Below are 16,261 nucleotides of genomic sequence, written 5' to 3' on the forward strand. Positions count from 1 at the left end.
CGGCACGGCAACCGTGCAGGCACGGGCGACGTCCGTCCACGCGACGTGGGACCGACGTCGCGTGGACCTGACGCTGGGAGTGACAGTGCGCTGGCTGGGCGGCCTGTACGAGGTCGCCGCCCTCCAAGGACCCCGGGTGCACCTGCGTGCCTTGGACGTGAACGGCGAGGACGCCGTCGCGCTGGTATCCGCGGTGACCTGCGCCGCCGACTTCGCGCTGGTGGAGGCGCAGGGGCGGGAGCGGCCCGGCCCGCAGATCACGGACGTGAGCATCGTGGACGTGCTCGACCCCCTGGAGCGCGAGCGAATGCGCACCTGGGAGCGGCACCTGCACGAGGTTGTTCACGGACTGCCGCCTGGCGCGCCCTCGGGTACCCAGCCGCGCCCGCAGTACGACCCGGAAGAGACATCGCGGTGGAGCCGGCTGGACGCCAAGTCCCGCGAGCTCAAGGACCTGGGCTGGGCGAAGGTGTCGGTCGCAACGCTGCGGCGCCGCGCCCAGGACTACGAGGAGCGGGGCGTCGCCGGGCTCGTGAAGGTCGTCGCCGGGGACCTGTACGGCGACACCGACGAGCGGATCGTCCAGCTGCTGGAGGAACTCCGCGCCGGGACGGAGGAGTCCTCGGGGTGGGCCAACCGGCTGCGGGAGCGGGTCGAAGCCCGGCTGCGCGCCGAGTTCCCGAAAGAGGGCCTGAAGCTGTCGCGGACCGGGTTCTACCGGCTGCTGAAGAACCTGGGCGTGCGCGTGGAGACGCTGCGCGGGCCGGTGCGCCGCCGCGAGGAGCGGGCCAGCTCGCCCGAGCCGCCCTGCTCACCGACCCGGGCGACGATGCTGGGCGAGGCGGTGCAGATCGACTCCACCGGGCTGGACATCCTGGCTGTCGGCGACCACGGCTACCCGGTCCAAGTCGAGCTGACCGCAGCGATCGACGTGGCCTCGCGCAGCATCATCGCCGCGATGATCGTGCCCCGTGCTCCAGGCCGCAGCTACAAGGGCAAACGCCTCGGCGGGCGGGCGACCACCTCTTTCGACGCGACGCTGATGCTCGCCCAAGCGCTCGCGCCGATGCCCGGGCGGCCCGGCTGGTCACCGTCCGCAGCGGCCGACAGGGCCCGCCACCTGCCGTACGCGGACCTGGTGGCGTGCGACCCGCGGATGGCCGGCGCCGCCGCGCGTCCGGTGATCCGCCCGAAGATGGTGGTCGTCGACCAGGGCAGCATCTACCAGAGCGAGCACTTCACCGACGTGTGCACCTCGCTGAAGATCTCGGTGCGCTCGGCGCGCGACCGCACCGCCGACGACAAGGCCGTCATCGAGTCGACGTTCAGCGCGATCAAGAAGCTGTTCTGCCAGTACGTCGCCGGGTACACCGCGCGTGACCTGTCCCGGCGCGGGAAGTTCGTGACCGATCGCGTCATGTGGCGCATCAACGAGCTGCAGGACCTTCTGAACGAGTGGATCGCGCTGGGCTGGCAGCAGCACCGCCACGAGGGCCTGCGCGACCCGCACCTGCCCGGGGTCGTGCTGACCCCGAACCAGATGTACGCGGCGCTGGTGGCCTGCGAGGGCTACGTGCCGCTGCCGCTGTCGGAGTCGGAGAACCGCAAGCTGCTGCTGTGCCAGTGGCGGCAGGTCACCGACAAAGGTGTGCGGATCGGCAACCGCACCTACGACAGCCGGGCCCTGCAGGAGTACAACAAGGAGCCGTCCGGGGTACGTGGGAAGGGCATGAAGTGGCCCATCCGCTACGACCCCTACAGCCCGCGCTACGTGTGGCTGTTCGACCAGCGCAAGGAGCAGCGCGGCGAAGACCCGTGGGTGGAAGCGGAGTTCGTCCACCAGGACCTCATCGGGGACGACTGGTCGCTGTTCTTGTGGGAGACCGCCGAACGCCTGCGACTCGAGGCCGGCGGCAGCGAGGAGGACCGGCAGTGGGAGCGCGACATCGCACTGGAGGTGTCCGAGCTGCGCCGGCGCGCCCGGCAGGGCCCCGCCGACGAGCCGGCCACGCCGACGCGACGCGGCCGCGGGCGTACACGCTGGCGCCGCCCCGCGGCCCCGTACACCGGCCCCGGCCTCGCCGTGCGCGCACCTGCCGCTGACCGGTACGCGGGCATCCCCGCGCCCGACCCGGCCCGGGTGCGCCCTGCCAGGTCGCTGAACGTCCCGGCCCACTTGCTGTTCGCCAGCGCTGCCCTGGCCGACCCCGAACCGTCCCCGCCCGCTTCGCCCGCACCGCCGGGCGCGAACAGTGCTGGCACTCCGCCCCCGGGCGCGGACACCGACGCGGCCCTGCCGGGGCCGGCGAAGGTACCCGATCCGCGGCGGTGGCGTTCGCGCATGTTCTCCGGTCGCGCCAGTGACCTGTTCCTGCGCAACCTCGCCCCGCCCCCCGATGACAGCGAAAGCCCGGACCCGTCCAGCGACGAGGAGATCACATGAACAACCGCGTCCGCTCCCACGCCCGCCCGGAGGCCGCAGCCAACGCCGCCACGCACTCCTTGCACCTGGCCGATCCCGGGCCGCTGGCGACCAAGGAGGGCTTCCTCGCCCGGGCTCGACGCACCGTCACCCCGCCGAGCCTTCAAGACAGCGCGCCCCTGGGCACGAAGGTGCGGCTGACCGACCCGCGCCTGGCCTACCACGGCGCTCTGCTGCCTTTGGAGACCGACGACTTCGCCCGAGGAGTGCACCTCGCCCGGACCCTGCTGGTGAAGAACCTGTACGACTCCCCCGGCCGCAGCCCGAACTTCGCCGTCGACCGCCCGCGCCTTGCCGGCAAGTCGCTGCTCGCCGCCAGGATCGGGTTCGCCTTCCAGGGCTTGGTCGACCACCACTTCCCCGCGGACGCGGACCGGCACCCGGTGGTGTACGTCCACGTGCCGCACGACCGCGGCGACGCCCTGCACTGGTCCCTGCCGTTCGCGGAGTACTTCGGTCTGGAGCACTACCGCTCGCCCGAGACGATGAACCACCGCTCTGTCGACATGACCGGGCCCATCACCCGCGTCATGGAACGTGCCGGCACGCGCCTGGTCATCGTCGACGGCATCGAGTACATCAAGGACAACGAGCGGCAGACCGCGTTCGACTACCTGTTCCGACTCCAGGACGCCCTGCCGAGGATCACTTTCCTGTTCTGCGGCATCGGCGCGCAGGAGATCCTGCACCACGCCCTCGGCGACCACCGCAGCAAGGCCCCCGCAGCCGGCGTCGACAAGCCGGCACCGCTGGGTATCCCGACGCTGTGGGTCAGGCCCGTCCCCTACACCGCCGCCGAACCCGACCAGTGGTGCAACGTGCTCGACGACGCCGAAAAGAACCTGCGCCTGTACAAACACCAGCCCGGCACCCTGGTGCAGTTGGCCGCCTACCTGCATGCGCGCACCGACGGCTCCATGCACGCCCTGAACCAACTGCTGTGCCAAGCCGCGCAGACCAGCATCCTCCAGCAGACCGAAGCCATCGACCGCAAACTCCTGGAGACCATCCTCAGTGACTGTTGTCTTTCCGGCCTTGAGGGCGGCGTTTTCGCTGTTCAGGCATAGGGTCGGTGGTCTCGGGGAGTGGTGACATTGTTGAGTCGTCGCTCTGCTGGAGGTCGGGGATGCCGTCGGTCGTGGGGCTGCTGGAACAGCGTGAGCTGACCGCTCGCCGTCGCATGGACGAACTGCGGGAGGAGGCCGACCGAATCCAGGCCGAACTGGCCGTGGTCGAGCGGGAGTGGAACGAGTGGGTCATCGCCCGCTCGCGCGTCGGCGAGGTCCTGGCCCCGGGCGACGACGTTGCCGACCCCGATGCCCGCGAGGATCTGACGGATCGCAGTCAGCCGCCGACAACGCCCGGGTCTTCGGGGTCGGCGAAGCCGAAATCGATGGTTCCGATGTGGCGTGCGGGGCTGGCCTGGTCGGCACTGTCGGTGGACTACCAGCGGATCCTGCAGGCTCTCGCGGACCGGAACCGATTGGGTCAAGGGCCGCTGGCGTGCCAGGAGATGGCCGCCTGCTTCGGCCTGGACCCGGTGCCGGCGAAGATCGAGGCACTGCGCTCGAAGGCAAAGCGGCTGGTGGCGAGGGGTTGGCTGGTCGAGTCGTCGCCGGGCCGGTTCACGCTCGCGAAGGACGTGGCCGGGCAAGCCGGCGGGTCATGAGCGTCGTCATCGACCAGTAGACCATCGCCTCCGCGCTGCTGGCGGACCGTTCGAAGTCGCGCACGAGGCGGCGGCTTCGCATCAGGTGGGCGAAAAACCGCTCCACAATCCAGCGCTTGGGCAGCACGACGAAGCCCCGCATGTCGTCACTGCGCTTGACGATGGCCAGGACCAGCGCGAGGGCGGCGAGGCAGTACTCGACAAGGCTGCCGGTGTAGCCGCCGTCGGCCCAGACCAGGGCCAGCCGGTGATGCGCGGCGGCGACTTGGGCGAGCAGGACCAGGGCTGCCGCACGGTCGCCGACATCGGCGGAGGTGACCATCACCGCGAGCAGCAGGCCGAGCGTGTCGACGACCGCGTGTCGTTTGCGGCCGTTGATCAGCTTGCCGCCGTCGAAACCGCGACTGTCGGAGCCGACGACGGCGTCCGCCTTGACCGACTGGGAGTCGATCACCCCGGCGCTCGGCTCCGGATCCCGGCCCGCCTGCTCGCGGACCCGACGGCGGAGCCGGTCGTGGAACTCCTTGACCAGGCCGTGGTCGCGCCAGCGTCGGAAAAACGCGTAGACCCGGTCCCACGGCGGGAAGTCGACCGGGATGGCCCGCCACTTCGTGCCGTTGTCGACGAGGTAGCGGATCGCGTCCAGTATCGCTCGGTGGCAGTACGCCTCCGGTTGCCCGCCCCGGCCCCGCAGCCAGCCCGGCACCGGCAGCAACGGCCGGACCACTGCCCACTCGGCGTTCGACATGTCCGTCGGATAGCGGCGCTCGCGCACGCCGTGGTCGCCGGCGTTCCCGAACCTGTGGGCCAGGCAGTCACACGCAAGGGTGGCCGAAGTGGACCCCGCCTCGGAGATGCCGTAGAAATGCGACAACAGGGTCTCCTGGGCAGCTCGTTGGCGTAGACACCCACTGAGCTACCAAGAGGCCCTGCTTCCATGCACGGCAGCCGCCACGGTCACCCGATCGAGACTCCGCTTCGACCGCCACGCCTCAAGATTGAACGACAACAGCCACTCAGGTGTCTCAGAGGCGTGTTCAGTTGCGGGCCAAGGGTTCCGGTCCGCCCGCCTTGCAGCCGATGCGCTGTGGAAGACCCAGGCGTGTCGTGCGGGGAGCTCGTCACCTGGGTCTCACGCCGCGATACTCGGCCCAGTCCCGCGAGGCGGCACGCCAGCCAGCCTTTCATCACCACTCAAATACCCGTTCGAGTGAAGCAAGGAGCCGAAGCGACTGGTCCGACTGGGCTTGGTATGCGGCCGGGTGGCCGTCGGCCAGCCGACGGACGCAGGCGGTGGCCGAATTGAAGCAGAAGATGAGCGAAGCAGCGTAAAATCTGTCTTCGCACCGCATCGGTTTAGTCTGTGTCGGCCAGCCACTGGTCGATGAGCGCCTTGCCAATCGAATCGACCCGGTACGGGCCGCCGAGAGCAGCATCCGCCAGCCGCGCGCGCAGTTCCGCGGCCGTGAACCAGCGTGCCTCCACCACTTCCACGTTGTCCACATCGATCGCATCGGAAACGGCCTCGGCGCGAAACCCGATCATCACCCCGGCCGGGAACGGCCACCCCTGGGAACCCTGGTAGGTCACCGCACCTACGGTGACGCCGGCTTCCTCCCGCACCTCGCGGCGCACCGTGTCCTCGAAGCTCTCGCCAATCTCGACGAACCCGGCCAGGGTGCTGAAGCGGTTCGGGCCGGATGCCGCATGGCGGCCGAGCAGGCAGCGCCGGGGCGTGCCCGGAAGCTCGACTAGCACGATCACGGCCGGTTCGATCCGCGGGAACAGCAGCTTCCCACAGTTCTGGCAGGTCCGCAGGTGGCCACCATTGCAGGACCGGGCCGGGCCCCCGCAGGCGCCACAAAACCGCTGATTGCGGTTCCAGTGCAGAATTCCCCGCGCGTACGCCAGCAGACCCGCTTCGTCCGGCGTGATGGTGGGAACCATCGCCCGCACGTCCAGCATCCTGTCCGCGCCGGCCAGCTCGACGGCGCTCTCCCGTTCGAGCCCGGACACATCAGCCGCGAACACCGCCCTCTCGCCTTCGAGGCCGAGCAGCACCCGGTCGCCGGCCGCGACGAGGATGTCCCTCGCCTGGGCCAAGGGCAGCCGCAACGGCGTTTCGTTTCGCACCAGGCACTGGTCCTGCCACAGGGGAATGACCTGGGTACTGGCCCTGGTCAGCAGTGCCTCGATCCAGTCCGAGTCTCCCCGCCGATCAACGACACGGTCGAGCCCCAACCCGCTGTAGTACACCGCTCCTCCTGGATCACAGTGTCCGCCTGTCCTCGACACTAGCGGATACGTCCGCCGACACCCTCCGCAGCCAGAACTTGCCTAAGTGACTGTTGTCTTTCCGGCCTTGAGGGCGGCGTTTTCGCTGTTCAGGCATAGGGTCGGTGGTCTCGGGGAGTGGTGACATTGTTGAGTCGTCGCTCTGCTGGAGGTCGGGGATGCCGTCGGTCGTGGGGCTGCTGGAACAGCGTGAGCTGACCACTCGCCGTCGCATGGACGAACTGCGGGAGGAGGCCGACCGAATCCAGGCCGAACTGGCCGTGGTCGAGCGGGAGTGGAACGAGTGGGAGTGGAACGAGTGGGTCATCGCCCGCTCGCGCGTCGGCGAGGTCCTGGCCCCGGGCGACGACGTTGCCGACCCCGATGCCCGCGAGGATCTGACGGATCGCAGTCAGCCGCCGACAACGCCGCCACGGTCACCCGATCGAGACTCCGGTTCGACCGCCACGCCTCAAGATCGGAACGACAACAGCCACTCACCGGCTACAACGACCCGACATACAACTGCCTCCCCGCCCTGGCCGAACCAGCAACCACCGACCAGGACAACCACCAGCACACCAGCTCGCAGGACCAGGCGAGGCTGGACGACGCGGAACAGTCGGGCTCATAGCACGGCCCTCCAAAGCGCTGGGCGGGCTGGACCTGCCTGCCTTCGGCACGCCAGTTCCCCGCGCCTGGCAGGATCAGCGGGTGGCCTTCTCCTACCTGTCGCTGCAGTCCTTCGTCCGCCCTCCCAGGCTGCTGGTCCTCGCCCCCGAGAGCGAGGACTGGGTGGCGATGTCAGCGGCCGCGCTGGGCGCAGTCGGCAAGGTCTGGGGAGGCTGCGCGAGCGCTGTCGTCCCCGTCAGCGCCGCAAGCCATGCGGCCCTCGCGCCCTTCCTCGCCCGATACCAGCCCGACCACATCCTGGAATACCAGCCCACGTGGACGACGGCTGACCTGATTCATCCAGGCATCCTGGAGCGGGAGTTGAGGGGACTCAACCTGGATGAGCCGAGCTTGTCCTTCAACAAGGAGTTGCTGGCACGCGAGACCTGGCACGGTCACGCCGATGGAGCAGCCCTGCAGGCGGCCGCGGAGCGGCTGCGGGCGACGCACGGCGGCAACAGCTTCGACCGTTCCCAGCCTTGGTTGTCCCAGCTCACTGACGATCCCGACGAGAGCGGCTTCACCGCCCTCAAGGACGTCACCCCGCAGCCGACCGGCGGCGTGTCGATCGGGCAGATCCGCACGCCTGCAGCCCTGTCCGCCGCAGCACGGCTCGGTGTCCTCCTCGCGGCGGCCGGCGACGAGGCGCAGGCTCCCGAGTCCGAGACGGACTGGCTCGCGCAGGTCGCCGGAACCCCGTGGAACCCCGACGACACAGCAAGCCCCTTCGATGCGGCCGCCGCGCTGTGCGCCCGAATCCACCGCGGCTACGACACGGACCGGTCAAGCGATCTCGTCGTGCTCGGCGAGCGGCCCGAGGACTTCGCGCTGGCCCAACTCGCTCGCCAGGTTTACGGAGCCACGCGCTGGCTGCCCGGGGGCGCGCTGGCCTGGCGTCATCTGCCCCTCTCCCAGCGCCCAGAGCCGGTCACCGTGGTCAGCGCATCCCTGTCGGAAGAGGAAATCCGCGCTCATCTGACCGACCGCTGGAACACCCGCGGCATCCGGATGCACGGCGAGGACACCATGCCGGTCACGATCGTCTCCCCCAGCGAGCTCCGGCCGACCGGCCGCGACCAGGTCGCGCTACTCAACGCCTGGGACATGCCGCTGTCCCTCCCGATGGAGGAGACCTCGGACGGATCCCTGGTCTCGGCCGTGCGGATGCCCATCCAGGTACCCGCCCCACTCGACGCGGCCCGGCACCGCTGGCAGGTGGGGATGATCTCCACCAGCCACCCCGTCCCGCCCCTTTCCGACCTACTCGGCCCCAGCTTGGTCGCAGCCGGCGACGAGCGGGAGACTTTCGTGCGAGCCGCGGACGGCGGGATTACCTACGCCTCCAACCGGGTCGACTTCGTCCCGGCCGGTGCGTCGCTGGCTGGCTCCCTCGCCGGACCCAGACTCGTGTGGCCCTCGCTTGAGCGGATTCTGCGCCTCACCGCCGAGCCCGACGAGGTACGCCCCAGCCCCGCCGGGAAACGCGCCCGCGTCGCGAGGCGGCTGCTCGGGTCACGATCTGCCGTCGAAGCCCTGGCCGCACCAGCGCCGTGGGCGCTGCTGTCGCACTGGCTGCCCGGCCACAACCGCTCAGCCCTTCCAGCAGACAGTGCCTGGGAGCTCAAGTCCGGGGTGTTCCTGACGTGGGAAGCCATCGCCGCCGCCTCCGGCGACTGGGCCCAGGCAGAGCTACGGGCGCAGATCGACGCGTGGAGCGCCTGCGGGCTCCTGCGCCGCGGACTCGTACTCGGCTGCCACGACTGCCCACGGGTCGAGTTCTACCCCATCGCCGAAGTGGCACAGCAATACACCTGCCGGCGCTGCGGCAGCAGCAACACGCTGGAGCAACCGCGGTGGAAGCCGGCCCGCAACGAGCCCACCTGGTTCTACGAACTGCACCCGGCGATCACCGAGTTGATCGCCAACGACGGCAACTACGACCTGCTCGGCACCCAGTTCCTCCGTTCCAAGGCATGGGCCAGCGCCTGCCTGGTCACCGAGGAGTTCGAACTGGTCCAAAACGGCAAAGCCGTCGTGGAGTTCGACTTCGCCGCGGCGACCGTCGAGGGACTCTTCCTGGGCGAGTCCAAGAAGAACGACTACCTCGCCGACTCCGCGAAAGCGACCCTCACCGAACTCAACAAGCTCCTGAACGGATGCCGCACACTCGGCGCGACGCACCTGGTCCTGGCCACCCCCAAGAACGCCTGGAAGCAGGCGACCATCGACGCCATCGACAAGCAACTCCAAGGCGACGCAGCACACGGCGCCAGCAGCCCCCAAGTAGTCCTCCTGACAGGTCTGGGCACCGACCCGAAGATCCTGACCCTCGACGGCAAGCCGTTCACCATGGACTGAACCAGCCCTGATGACCACACAGGCCGAGTCGGCCGAACCAACGGCAGCCCGAGGACAAGCACACCAGCAGCCGACATGAGAAGGACTCCAGGTGATCGTCCTGCCGCATCAAGATCAACAGCGTTGAGGCGATACCATCCTCCATCTCTCGGTTTTCCCAACCGAACTGAACAGCAGTCCCAGATTCTGCAAAGCCACAGGCTGCAAGCCTTGAAGAGGCAATCACGGCAGCAAAACCGCAGGCCAGGCAGCCAAGATCTAAAGTCCCAGATCCTGCAAGTCCGATGGTCAACACATGATCAATTGCCAAGAGCTTTCAAAGCAGCCGGGACGGAGCACCCGAAAACGGCGTGGATCAACAACCCCGCCAAGCGCCGCGAGCCCGCACCACAAACCTCATAGCGTCACGACCGTCTCACTGGACTTGAAATCTTCCGGAGCCCCACGAACTGCCAACTCAGACTGGACGGGACACCCGAACCGCTCTGGCAGATCACGCCAGTGCACCCCGGTCCGCACCCGGTGCAAAATCCCGTCGATCACCTGACGATGGTCACGCCACCGCCCACACCGACCATTGCTCACCGGCAGGAACGGCCGCAGCCGTTCCCACTCGGCATCCGACAGCCAACCACGCTGATTCCCACCCATGACAAGAACAACGACCCGAAGAGCAGCCAGTCACATGATCGACCGGACAGCTCCTAGTTGGCGGGTGAGCGCTGTGCTTGGCGGATTGAGCATCGGTGATCGAGGGTGGCTGTGGTCGGGTGGCCGGGTCGCGTTGCCGTGACCCGGCCACGGAAACGGGAACCTCCGCCAATTACGTGGTGCTCGCATCGGGTGGGTCGGCACGCCGAAGACTGCCGTCCCCACTTCACTACGGTGATCAACCGCGTCAATGCCTGCGCCGGGCGCGGCGCCGTCCGCTCGATTGAGGTCCTGGCCACTGCCGACCCGGTGAGCGCCTCCGCGGACCGGGTCGGACCTACCGGCACAGCGGCCGTGGTGTCGGCGGGCGACGGGATCGAACGCCGGTCCTGGCATCCGGGGCAGGTGCTGTGCTGTGCCTGCAATCCTCCGCGCCGTCGAGGGTGGGTCCGGGCGACGGCTCGCAGTCCGTTGCCGTCCTGCCGCGCCAGCCCCTTAGGGTGATCTTCCCGGTTTGGCCGACCATACGGCTTATGTGCCGGTACGGTGTTCGTGCCAGGCAAGATCCTCAACTGCCGGAAGCGGAGAGTCACATGTCCAACTGGACCAACAGCGGTACTTCCTCTGACAGCTTCTCCGTCAGCAGCGTCAACTACACCCCGGACCCGCCGGTCAAGGGTCAAGACTTCACAGTGACACTGACCGGGACGCTCGCCGCCCCCATCACCGGCGGCACGATCACGACCACCCTGAAGTACGGGATCATCACAGTCGCAAAGCAATCGGCCCCTCTGGACGCTGCCGCAGCCGGGCAGTACTCCCCGCAGACGGCGATCAGCCTCACCCAGGACATGCCCAGCGGCAACTACGCGGGGAACGTGTTGCTCGCCGACCAAGACAGTACCGAGATCGCCAGCGTCAACATCACCTTCCGCGTCTGACCCCTGCTGCCCCGCCTCCGCCCAGACCGGCGAGACATCGGCTGTCCGCAGATGCGCTAACCAGTAGGCCGCCCGGTTTGGCATCACCCGACCCGACCGGACCGGGCGGGCCCGGAGGATACCTGTGCCGGGCCACGGGAGTTGGAACTGCGGGGGCCCGGCGACCTGCGCCTCTGCGGGCTGCGGGCCATCGCGGTTGGAACCGACGGGACATTCTTGTTGGCACCTGCGGCGATTTGCCACGCTTGTTGGCCCTGGTCTCGCGTCGCCCACCCGGGTCTGACCTGGCCAGGAAGCAACCGGCTGGGGTCGACCTCGTCGCGTAGCTGACGGTGGTTCCAGTCCTCGTGGCCAGGTTCCAACTACAGCGGCTCGGCTCAAGCGCGACACGCGCGCTTCCCTGTCGGTGACAACAAACCTGTCCAGGTGACAACTAACGTGTCCCGGCACAACGCCGCAGCCGGAAGATTTCAAGTCCAGTGAGACGGTCGTGACGCTATGAGGTTTGTGGTGCGGGCTCGCGGCGCTTGGCGGGGTTGTTGATCCACGCCGTTTTCGGGATCTCGGGTGGTCCGGGGCGGCGGCCGAAGCGTTCGGGGTGCCGCGCGTAGGCTTCGGCGAGGGTGATGGCCCGCTGGTCACGGACCTGGTCGGCGGTGCCGAAGTGGACGCTGGCGGGCGTGTGGTAGCCGATGCCCGAGTGTCTGTGCTCGTGGTTGTAGTACGAGATGAAGGCGTCGAACCATTCCCGGGCGTGGGCCAGGGAGTGGAACCGCTCGGGGTAGTCGGCCATGTACTTGGTGGTCTTGAACTGGGCCTCGCTGTACGGGTTGTCGTTGGAGACCTTGGGGCGCGAGTGACTTCGGGTGACGCCGAGGTCGATCAGCAGCTGGGAGACCTTCTTGGAGGTCATCGAGGTGCCGCGGTCGGCGTGCACGGTCTCGGGGACGATGCCGTTGCGCGCGATGGTCTCGCGGATCAACTCCTCGGCCCGCTACGCGGATTCGGCCGCCTCGACGGTGTGGCCGACGATGTAGCGGCTGAAGATGTCGATGATCACGTAGGCGTGGTACCAGATGCCCTTGCTGGGGCCGGCCGCTTTGGTGATGTCCCAGGTGAAGACCTGGGAGGGGCCGTCGGCGACCAGTTCGGGCACCGTCTTGGCCGGGTGGGTGGCCTGGCGGCGGCGCTCACCGGACTGCCCCCGCTCACGCAGGATCCGGTACATCGTGGAGACCGAGCAGTGGTAGCGGCCGGTGTCCAGCTCGCGGGCCCAGATCTGCGCGGGCGGCAGTTCGGCGTACTCGGGGCTGTTCATCAACTTCATTACCGTGGTGCGCTCTTCGGCTGTCAGGGCCGATGGCTGGACCTGCGGGGAACTGGGCTTGCGTGCGGGCGTCGGCTTCAGGCTGCGGTAGTGGGTGGCCCGGGAGCGGCCGGTCAGCCGGCACGCGGCTGTGACGCCCAACTCGTGTTCGACGGCGGCGAACGCCTCGTCCACGACCGGGTCGGCGGTGTGCCTCGGTCCGCGCTCTCGGAGATCATTTCCAAGAGCGCCGACGCTTTTCCCAGGACCTCCAACGCGGCCTTGTTCCGGGCGAGTTCCTTCTCCAGCCGTTCCACCTGGCGGCGCAGCCTCTCGTTCTCGACCTCGGCGGCGGACTTCTTCGGGCGGGCCGGGCTCGTGCGGTGGTCGACCAGGTTCTCCAGGGCCCCGGCGTCGCGCGCGGCCCGCCATTCGGTGACGTGCGAGTGGTACAGGCGCTCGCGGCGCAGGACCGCACCCTTCTCACCCTCGGGCGCGGCGTCGTACTCGGCCACGATCCGCAGCTTGTACTCGGGACTGAACGTGCGGCGCTTCGGCCGGGGAGCCGGGTCGGCAGTGGACGCATTGGTGCTGGTCATCAGGGGTGGAACTCCTACCCGGGCCCTCTAAGGCTAACCCGACAAAGCGGGACGTCTCACCCAAGGCTGACACAGAGGGTCGCGCCGGCGCGGCGGGCGAGCAGGGAACAGAGTGCCCGGGCGCGCTCCGGAACAGAGGGGTCGGCGAGGAGTCGCTGAAGTTGTTCGGCGGGACGCTCGGCGATGGACACGGGCCTCCAGAGATCGGGCCCGCTATTCGGCCGGCTTCCAGGGGCGGGCGAACTCGTGCAGCGCCGTCACCGCGGCCGGGGCGAGCGCGTGCTCGTTGACCGGCGTGCCGGCCGGGTGCAGGAAGTGGTCCACACCGTCCAGGGTGCGCAGGCCCGGGCCGCTCGTGTGCGCCCGGGCGAGGGCGCCGAGCAGCGGCGGCACGGTCGGGCAGGGCACGTTGGTGTCCGCGGTGCCGCAGGTGACGGTGACCCGGGTGCCGGGCCGGACCTGCCGGGCGAGGTCCGGCGGGTAGACGGCATCGTCGCTGCGGACGAAGCGGGCGTTGTTCGGGCCGAAGAGCGCGTTCAGCAGCTCGGCGATCGGCGGCAGCAAGGTACTGGTGCCGGCGGGGCGGCCGGCCCGGAAGTCCGCGACGGCGGCGGCGACACCCGCCTTGTTCGCCCGGGCCGTCTCCTCGGTGACCTGCCCGGCCGCGACCGCCTGGTCGAGCTGAGCGTCGAGCTGAGCGGCCAGGAGGTCCAGCAGGCGATCGTCCTGTGGGGCCAGCAGCGCCAGGCCGGCGGGCGTGGGCCGGACCGTACGGGCGACGAGCAGGGCCTGCAGCCCGCCCTCGCTGTGGCCGACCACCAGCATCGCGTGCCGGTCGGCCTCCGGTTGGTCGCGAAGAGTGGCGTAGGCCGCGGCGGCCTGGCGGGTGAAGGCCTCCAGGTCGATCCGGCCGGGGTCGCCCTGGAAGGCGCCGGCGCCGGTGCGGCCGGTGAAGTACTTGTCGAAGCGCAGCGTCATCACGCCGTCGTCGCCGAGGGTGTCGGCGATCGCCGCCAGGGTGCCCGGGGTGAGCTGGGGCGGCTCGTCGCCGTTGCGGTCGGTCGGGCCGCTGCCGGGCAGGAGCAGGGCAGCGGCAAGGTGGTGTCCGGCCCGGTGGGCGGGGACGTGCAGGGTGCCGTAGGCGGTGGTGCCGTCCATCGTGAACTGCACCGCACGGTCCGCGGCGGGGACGAGTGCGGTCGGCGTGGCCGCGTTCGCCGCGGTCGTGCCCAGTCCCGTCACGGTGACTGCGGCCAGTGCGGCGGCGGTCGTCAAGGCGCTCCAGCGCATCTGCTTCTCCTGTGAGGTGGGGTGAATGTGAGCTCGGGGAGCTCAGCGGACGATCAGTTGCAGGACGGTGAGGATGACGGCTGGCCCGACGAGCAGCAGCAGGCACCGCGGATTGCCGAAGTTGACGGTCCAGCCGATGCCGAACCGCTTGGCGACGAGGAGGGACGGGTCCTGCCGGTTGACGTAGAACAGCCCGCCGGCGCGCCAGTAGCGGTCATCGTCAGGGGCCACCACCCGCGGGTCCACCGGCTCTTCCGGCGCGCCGTCCGGCACCACTCACCGCCAGGCGGTGCCCGCCCCGCCCGGTGCGCAGCTCGACCGCGACGACCACGAGCAGGCCGGCCGCGACCGGCAGCAGCACGGGGCCGGGGGGAGAACGAAAGGTGACCGTGCCAGGTCTGCCAGGTCTGCCAGGTCTGCCAGGTCTGCCAGGCCGCGGCCAGGATGCCCAGGTTGACGCAGGCGCCCAGCAGCATCACCGAGCCCGTGGTCCGGGCGACGAATCGCCGGTGCCGCGCGGCGCCGGCCGCCGGCCGCGTCGGATCGAGCTGCGGGCGGGAACGGAGGACCAGCCAGGTCACCAGCAGGAGCAGCCCGGTGAGCGCGAGTTGGCTGAACACCGGTGTGAAGGCGGTGCCGATCGACTTGTCCGCCAGCCGGTCGGCCTGCCCGCGGGCGGCGTAGTGCATCGGCAGCCGGTCCGGCATCGACGGGTACTCCACCACCGCGAGTGCTGCGGAGAACACCGGGACGAGCAGCGCGGGCACGGCCCACCGCCAGGGGTAGCGCACCCGGTCGGTCCGCAGCGAGGTGTCCACGGCGACCACCTGACGCAGGCCGCCGTACCGGTCCCCGCGGTGCCCGGCCGCCAGGATCGCACGACGGGCGCGCAGGTACCCGACCACGGACACCACCGCGATCGCCGTCGACGCCGCTGCGAACAGCGGTGTGCTGGGGAACGCGAGGCAGCACACGAGCTCGGCCGCGAGCACCGCCCCGCCGACGCCGCCCACCCACCAGCGGTACGCACGCCGCTGCTCGGCGACCACGGGTGCGTCGGCGTGGGCGGGCGGGGTCCGCACCCCGAAGGGCAGGGTCGGCACCCCGAGGGGCAGGGTCGGCCCGGCGAGGGCGGGCATCAGCCACACCGTCAGCAGGACGACGAAGGGTATGACCAGATTCACCACAGCTGTCCGGACATCATGCCGGCTCTCCTCGGCCTCTCTGTTCCACGTCGAGCTCTCCATCGCGCAACTCGCCGGCCCGCCCGCCGAGTCGGGCTCCGAAGGAGCCGACGACCCGTCCGCACATCGCCGGCACGGCCGCCGCGTCCATCCCCTGCGCGGCCGCTTCGGCGAGCAGCATCCGCAGCTGGGACGACCACTCGTCCGCGAAGCCGGGAGGCGGCGGTCCGGAGAGCGGGTCCCGCCGCACCACGGCGCCGCTCTTGCGGTTCAGGCGCAGTAGTCCCTCCTGGCGCAACAGGTCGTAGGCCTTGTTGACGGTGTGGAAGTTGATGCCGAGGTCTCCGGCCAGTTGCCGGGTCGACGGCAGGGCGCTCCCCTCCACCAACTCGCCCACCGCGATGGCCGCCACAACCTGGTCCCGGACCTGCTGGTAGATCGCGACGGCGCTGCTCGGGTCGATGCTCAGGATCACGCGTGGCCCCCTGGGGTCTATCTGCTCTATTACTTATAGAACAGACCATCAGGTTCTCACAAGAAGTACCCGGTCCCCGGTTTCCGAGCGTCTGGGCTCAAGGCAGTCTCACCCGCGGGAGATGTCCGTGATGCGCCGCCTCAGGGCCGAGGGCTTCGATTCGGCAGGCGCCGAGGCGGTACTGCGCTGTCTGGCCCTGCGCGCATACGGCGGGCAGGGCGTGAGGCTACTGCTCCGGTGCCCGGACGGTCGTCCAGAGACACCAGCGGTGGCCTAGCTGGCGCGGTGGTGCCGTTGACGCGGAACGAGTTGGACGACCGCTTCTGCAGCCTCACGAGCGACCCCATCCAGGACGGGCAC

Annotated in this window: 13 protein-coding genes and 3 pseudogenes; 6 read left to right on the plus strand and 10 right to left on the minus strand. The window is 69.5% G+C overall.

Annotated features, from left to right (window positions below; translation table 11 throughout):
* The first annotated feature begins 61 nt into the window (after positions 1-61).
* Genes OG455_RS36775 through OG455_RS36785 form a run of 3 tightly spaced genes read left to right on the plus strand, consistent with a single transcriptional unit; the run spans position 62 to position 4,151 of the window.
* On the plus strand, positions 62-2,443 hold the full coding sequence (locus tag OG455_RS36775) for a Mu transposase C-terminal domain-containing protein (RefSeq protein ID WP_266301108.1): 2,382 nt from the start codon (positions 62-64) through the stop codon (positions 2,441-2,443).
* Positions 2,440-3,549 (plus strand): hypothetical protein, encoded by a 1,110-nt coding sequence (locus OG455_RS36780; RefSeq protein ID WP_266301109.1) that lies wholly within the window; start codon positions 2,440-2,442, stop codon positions 3,547-3,549. The genes OG455_RS36775 and OG455_RS36780 overlap by 4 nt, the downstream gene beginning before the upstream one ends.
* Before the next feature lie 59 nt (positions 3,550-3,608).
* Positions 3,609-4,151 (plus strand): hypothetical protein, encoded by a 543-nt coding sequence (locus tag OG455_RS36785; protein ID WP_266301110.1) that lies wholly within the window; start codon positions 3,609-3,611, stop codon positions 4,149-4,151.
* Here the strand turns inward: OG455_RS36785 and OG455_RS36790 are convergent.
* The gene (locus tag OG455_RS36790; RefSeq protein WP_266301111.1) at positions 4,108-4,926 is read right to left on the minus strand and encodes an IS5 family transposase; all 819 of its coding nucleotides are present in this window, start codon (positions 4,924-4,926) and stop codon (positions 4,108-4,110) included. The two genes, OG455_RS36785 and OG455_RS36790, sit on opposite strands and share 44 nt — an antisense overlap.
* 581 nt (positions 4,927-5,507) lie before the next feature.
* Positions 5,508-6,407 (minus strand): NAD(+) diphosphatase, encoded by a 900-nt coding sequence (gene nudC, locus OG455_RS36795; RefSeq protein ID WP_266301112.1) that lies wholly within the window; start codon positions 6,405-6,407, stop codon positions 5,508-5,510.
* Positions 6,408-6,604: 197 nt separating this feature from the next.
* On the opposite strand from nudC, the pseudogene OG455_RS36800 reads away from it, so the two are divergent.
* Positions 6,605-6,796: pseudogene (locus OG455_RS36800) on the plus strand (hypothetical protein); the annotation flags it as partial.
* A 343-nt stretch (positions 6,797-7,139) separates the two neighbouring features.
* A complete protein-coding gene (locus OG455_RS36805) occupies positions 7,140-9,455 on the plus strand; it encodes a hypothetical protein (RefSeq protein ID WP_266301854.1) in 2,316 nt (771 codons plus the stop codon).
* A gap of 474 nt (positions 9,456-9,929) precedes the next feature.
* On the opposite strand, the pseudogene OG455_RS36810 reads toward OG455_RS36805, so the two are convergent.
* Positions 9,930-10,106 (minus strand): annotated as a pseudogene (locus OG455_RS36810) (transposase); the annotation flags it as partial.
* Positions 10,107-10,699: 593 nt separating this feature from the next.
* On the opposite strand from OG455_RS36810, the gene OG455_RS36815 reads away from it, so the two are divergent.
* Positions 10,700-11,047, plus strand: a complete 348-nt coding sequence (locus tag OG455_RS36815) for an ML domain-containing protein (RefSeq protein ID WP_266301113.1) — start codon at positions 10,700-10,702, stop codon at positions 11,045-11,047.
* 496 nt (positions 11,048-11,543) lie between these two features.
* Here the strand turns inward: OG455_RS36815 and OG455_RS36820 are convergent, their stop codons facing one another.
* From OG455_RS36820 to OG455_RS36850, 7 genes and pseudogenes are all read right to left on the minus strand, one after another.
* Positions 11,544-12,029, minus strand: a complete 486-nt coding sequence (locus OG455_RS36820; RefSeq protein WP_266301114.1) for an integrase core domain-containing protein — start codon at positions 12,027-12,029, stop codon at positions 11,544-11,546.
* A gap of 12 nt (positions 12,030-12,041) precedes the next feature.
* Positions 12,042-12,365, minus strand: coding sequence for a hypothetical protein (locus OG455_RS36825; protein WP_266301115.1), 324 nt, complete (start codon positions 12,363-12,365; stop codon positions 12,042-12,044).
* A gap of 122 nt (positions 12,366-12,487) precedes the next feature.
* Entirely contained in the window at positions 12,488-12,952 is a 465-nt protein-coding gene (locus tag OG455_RS36830; protein WP_266301116.1) for a hypothetical protein, read from the minus strand.
* A gap of 213 nt (positions 12,953-13,165) precedes the next feature.
* On the minus strand, positions 13,166-14,242 hold the full coding sequence (locus OG455_RS36835) for an alpha/beta hydrolase (RefSeq protein WP_266301117.1): 1,077 nt from the start codon (positions 14,240-14,242) through the stop codon (positions 13,166-13,168).
* A gap of 42 nt (positions 14,243-14,284) precedes the next feature.
* Complete coding sequence (locus OG455_RS36840) at positions 14,285-14,518, minus strand: DUF5808 domain-containing protein (RefSeq protein ID WP_323185661.1); 234 nt, start codon at positions 14,516-14,518, stop codon at positions 14,285-14,287.
* A 350-nt stretch (positions 14,519-14,868) separates the two neighbouring features.
* A pseudogene (locus tag OG455_RS36845) lies at positions 14,869-15,489 on the minus strand (DUF1648 domain-containing protein); the annotation flags it as partial.
* Positions 15,443-15,901 (minus strand): GntR family transcriptional regulator, encoded by a 459-nt coding sequence (locus tag OG455_RS36850; RefSeq protein WP_266301119.1) that lies wholly within the window; start codon positions 15,899-15,901, stop codon positions 15,443-15,445. The pseudogene OG455_RS36845 and the gene OG455_RS36850, both read right to left, overlap by 47 nt.
* Positions 15,902-16,261: the final 360 nt, after the last annotated feature.

Source organism: Kitasatospora sp. NBC_01287 (assembly GCF_026340565.1).
Classification (GTDB): domain Bacteria; phylum Actinomycetota; class Actinomycetes; order Streptomycetales; family Streptomycetaceae; genus Kitasatospora.